General features: G+C 69.1%; 4 protein-coding genes. 2 read left to right on the top strand and 2 right to left on the bottom strand.

Annotated elements, in window-relative coordinates; translation table 11 throughout:
- Both ACV4UX_RS17530 and ACV4UX_RS17525 read left to right on the top strand, forming a co-directional pair.
- A partial coding sequence (locus ACV4UX_RS17530; protein ID WP_491594568.1) for an L-serine ammonia-lyase, iron-sulfur-dependent, subunit alpha occupies positions 1 to 1,370 on the top strand: 1,370 nt, incomplete at its 5' end.
- 2 nt (positions 1,371 to 1,372) lie between these two features.
- Positions 1,373 to 2,596, top strand: a complete 1,224-nt coding sequence (locus tag ACV4UX_RS17525) for an aromatic amino acid transport family protein (protein WP_491594567.1) — start codon at positions 1,373 to 1,375, stop codon at positions 2,594 to 2,596.
- 69 nt (positions 2,597 to 2,665) lie between these two features.
- On the opposite strand, the gene ACV4UX_RS17520 is transcribed toward ACV4UX_RS17525, so the two are convergent.
- Together ACV4UX_RS17520 and ACV4UX_RS17515 are read right to left on the bottom strand one after the other, a co-directional pair.
- Positions 2,666 to 3,430 carry an amino acid ABC transporter ATP-binding protein gene (locus ACV4UX_RS17520; protein WP_491594566.1) on the bottom strand — a complete coding sequence of 255 codons (765 nt, stop codon included), beginning with the start codon at positions 3,428 to 3,430 and terminating at the stop codon, positions 2,666 to 2,668.
- 1 nt (position 3,431) lies between these two features.
- The coding region (locus ACV4UX_RS17515) for an ABC transporter permease subunit (RefSeq protein WP_491594565.1) at positions 3,432 to 4,377 on the bottom strand (946 nt) is incomplete at its 5' end.

The raw sequence follows: 4,377 nt of genomic DNA, 5'->3' as shown, positions 1-4,377 counted from the left end.
CGCCCCAACGCCATCGCCCGGAGGTTTCCATGGGTCTCACCATCAAGGACATCCTGCACAACAACGCCCGCCAGCTCCTGCACCTGGAGACCGAACCGGGCCTGGGCTGCACCGAACCCGCCGCCATCGGCCTGTGCGCCGCCACCGCGGCCGCGCTCCTGCCTCCGGGCGACATCGACTCCCTGACCGTGGAAACCGACCCCAACATCTACAAGAACGCCATGGGCGTGATCATCCCCCACTCCGACGAGACCTCCGGCGTGGACCTGGCCGCCGCCATGGGCGCGGCCGCAGGGGACCCGGCAAAAAAGCTGGAGGTGTTCGCCACCGTGGACAAGGAGGGCCTGGCCCGCGCCCGCAGGCTGCTGGCCCAGGGCAAGGTGACGGCCTCCATCGCCCCGGACACGCAGGGGCTCTTCGTGCGCGTCACCGTTGTCTCGGGCGGGCGCACGGCCCAGGCGGTGGTCACGGGCTGCCACGACAACGTCTCCTCGCGCACCCTGGACGGCCAGGAGGTGGCCGCGCCGGGCGCGGCCCAGGCGGGCGGGGCCTCCGAGACTCTTCTGCCCGAACTCCAGGAGTGGCTGCTGGGCATGACCCTGGCCGATCTGGTGCACATCCTCGACGACATGGACGCCTCGGACCTGCGCTACGTCCGCGAAGGGCTGGACCTGAACCTGGCCCTGGTGGAATACGGCCTCTCGCGCGGGCCGGGCATCGCCGTGGGGCGCACGCTCCTGGGCCTGCTGCGCCGGGGCCTGCTGCAGAAGGACATGGCCCAGTGGGCGGCCATCCGCACCGCAGCGGGCATCGATTCCCGCATGGGCGGGGTGCCCCTGCCCGCCATGACCCTGGCCGGATCGGGCAACCAGTGCATCGCCGCGGGCATCCCCGTGATCTCGGCCGCCCAGTACCTGACGCTTGAAGACGAAGGCCTGGCCCTCAAGGCCGTGATGCTCAGCTACCTGGTGACGTGCTGCATCAAGGCCGGCGTGGGCAGGCTCTCCTGCCTGTGCGGCAGCGGCGTTGCGGGCGGCGCGGGCGTGGCCGCCGCCGTGGCCTACATGATGGCCGGATCGGCCGAGGCCGTGGGCGGGGCCGTGAAGAACCACATCGCCTGCTTCACCCCCGTGGTCTGCGACGGGGCCAAGACCAGTTGCGCCCTCAAGGTGGGCGAACTGGCCGGCGCAGCCGTGCGCAACGCGCTGCTGGCCATCAGCGGCTGCGTGGTGCGCTCCACCGACGGCATCGTGGACGCGAGCCCCGAGCAGACCATGCGCAACCTCTCCCAGGTGGTGCGCACGGGCCTCACCGGGCTCGACCCGGCCATCCTGGACGTGATGCTGGCCAAGCAGAAGGCCGGGGCCTAGCCGTGGGCGTCCCGGGGGGCAAGGCCCCCGTGCTCACCATGTCGCTCATGGTCACGGGGAACCTGCTGGGGGCGGGCATCCTTGCCCTGCCGGTGAACCTGGGCCCCGCCGGGATGATCCCCTCACTGGCCGGGATCGTGCTGGTGTGGGCGCTCATGCTCTACAGCGCCTATGTGCTGGCGGACCAGCCGGAGCTCTCGCGGGAGGACTCCGGCGGCCTGCCCGCCTTCTTCGGGGACAAGCTCGGCCCCTCGGCCAAGTGGCTGGCCGTGGCTGCGGACATGGTGATCTTCTACGGGGTGCTCACGGCCTATCTGGTGGGCACGTCCACGGTGGTGAACAGCCTCTTCGCCGTGCCCGTGCCCCGCTGGGCGGTCACGCTGCTCTACTTCTGCGCCGTGGCCGGGCTCACGGGGTTCGGCATGGCCATCCTGCGCCGCTGCAACGCGGTGATCCTGTTGCTGATGGGCGTGAGCTTCACCGCGCTCATCGCCATGACGCTGGGCCATGCGGACCCGGCCCGCGCCCTGCCCATGCGCCCGGAATTTCTTCCGGCGGCCATGCCGGTGGCGCTCACGGCGTTTCTCTTCCACAACCTCGTGCCCACGCTCTGCCGGGAGATGCAGGGGGACGTGCGCGCGGTGCGCCGTTCCATCCTGTACGGATCGCTTCTGGGCCTGGGCATGAACGTGGCCTGGACGGCGGCCGTGTTCTGCGCCCTGCCCATGGAGGGCCAGGGGCCGGCCACCCTCATGAACGCCTTCGAGAAGAACCTCCCGGCCACGGTGCCGCTCTCCATCCTGTTGGATTCGCGGACTTTCACCGACATCGGGCTGGTGTTCGCCCTGCTCTCCATGAGCGCGGCCTTCCTGGCCAACGGCACGGCGCTGCTGGACTTCCTGAAGGACCTGGGGGACGGCCTGGGTCGCAGGCCCGGGCATGTGACGGCGTGGCTGCTGGCCTTCGCGCCGCCGCTGGTGGTGTCCCTCGTCTACCCGGACATCTTCCTGGCAGTGATGAACCTGGTGGGCGGCGTGGGCATCTGCCTGCTCTTCGGGGTGCTGCCCGCGCTGCTGACGCTGCGCAAGGCCCGGGGCGGCGCGAAACTCCTGGCCGGTGCGGCCCTGGCGTGCTTCGCGTTCATCCTGGTGTTCGAAATGGGCCAGGAACTGGGGCTCACGCACATCAAGCCGGACTGGGAGTACTGGGCGCGGTTCCTGGAGTGAGTTGATCAAATGGAAAGGGCCGGTCGACCGGCCCTTTCTTCTTGAAGGCTGAGGTGCAAGGAGCATCCCCTACATGATCTTGTCCATGAAGGCGCGGATGCGGGGCATTTCGCAGTCCTGGCCGAAGAACTTGGCGGGGGGGTCGGCCAGGAGGATGCGCCCGGCGTCCATGAAGGCCACCGTGTCCGCCACCTCGCGGGCGAAGCCCATGTTGTGGGTGACGATCACCATGGTCATGCCCTCGCGGGCCAGGGTCTTGATGGCCTCGAACACCTCGCCCACCAGCTCCGGGTCCAGGGCCGAGGTGGGCTCGTCGAAGAGCATCAGCTTGGGGCGCATGGCCAGGGCGCGCGCGATGGCCACGCGCTGCTTCTGTCCGCCGGAGAGCGTTGCGGGGAAGCGCCCGGCCTTGTCGGCCATGCCCACCTTGGAGAGCATCTCCATGGCCAGGCTGCGCGCCTGGGCCTTGTCCTGGCCGAGCACGGTCACGGGGCCTTCCATCACGTTGCCCAGCACCGTCATGTGCGGGAAGAGGTTGAACTGCTGGAACACCATGCCGATCTGCGTGCGCAGGGCGCAGAGGTTGCGCTGGCGGTCCAGAACGAGCTTTCCCGCCACCTGCCGGTAGCCGGCGGGCACGCCCTCGAAGCGGATTTCGCCTGCGTCCACGGTTTCCAGGAAGTTCATGGCGCGAAGAAGCGTGGACTTGCCCGAGCCCGAAGGCCCGATGATCACCACCTTCTCGCCGCGCTCCACGGTGAGGCTCACGTCGTCCAGGGCGCGGTGCGCGCCGAAGCTCTTGCGCAGATTCACGCATTCGATCAGCCCTGCCATGTCAGCGCCTCTCGTAGATGCCCACCCTGGCCTCGATGCGCTCGAAGACAAAGGTGAACACGGTGGTGAAGAACAGGTAGATCACGCCCGCCAGGACAATGGCCGTGACGTTGAAATAGGTGTTGAACATCTGGTCCGCCGCGCGCATCAGCTCCACCATGGCGATGGTGGAGACCAGGGCCGTGTCCTTGATCAAGGCGATGAACTCGTTGGCCACGGGCGGGATGAGGCGCTTGTAGGTCTGGGGCACCACCACGCGGCGCATGGCCTGGCCGTAGGTCATGCCCAGGGCCTTGGCCGCCTCCATCTGGCCCGAGGGGATCGATTCGATGCCCGCGCGGATGATCTCGGCCAGGTAGGCCGAATAGTTGATCCCCAGCCCGATGAGCGCCGCCGTGAGCGGCTTGAGCGTCACGCCCAGGGAGGGCAAACCGTAGTAGATGAAGAAGAGCTGCAACAGAAGCGGCGTGCCCCGGAAAAGCCAGATGACGAACCAGCACGGCACGCGCAGCGCCCGGTAGGAGCTGAGCCGCCCCAGGGCGATGACGAGCCCCCCCAGGGGCGAGACAAGCATGGTGCAGAACACCAGCAGCAGCGTCATGCCCGCGCCGGAGAGGAGCGAGGGCAGGAAGCGCCAGCAGTCCTTGAGGAAGCGCTCCCAGGCAGGCAGGAGGTCGCGCTCCACGGCGACGATGAAGTTCTGGGCCTCGGCGTGACCGGAAAAATGTGCGAGCACGTCGCGCGCGGCCTGCACGGCCCCCTCGTGGTCACCGGCCGCCAGGCGCAGGCGGGCCAGCTGCATGCGGGCCGAGGCGAACTCGCCCTCGTCGTGGGCCTTGTCTGGCGAGGGCACGGCGGCATAGGCCTCCACGGCCTCCTGGAGGCGGCCTTCGGCCATGGCGTCGCGGCCCCGGCGCATGAGCTCCTCGGTGGAGGCCGGAGACTGG

The organism is Fundidesulfovibrio sp. (assembly GCF_058402725.1).
This window is presented reverse-complemented; position numbering and strand designations above follow the sequence as displayed.

What these genes read in the sequence shown, in the direction of transcription:
- ACV4UX_RS17520 (WP_491594566.1), bottom strand. Translation starts at nt 3,430, where the DNA reads ATGGCAGGGCTGATCGAATGCGTGAATCTGCGCAAGAGCTTCGGCGCG.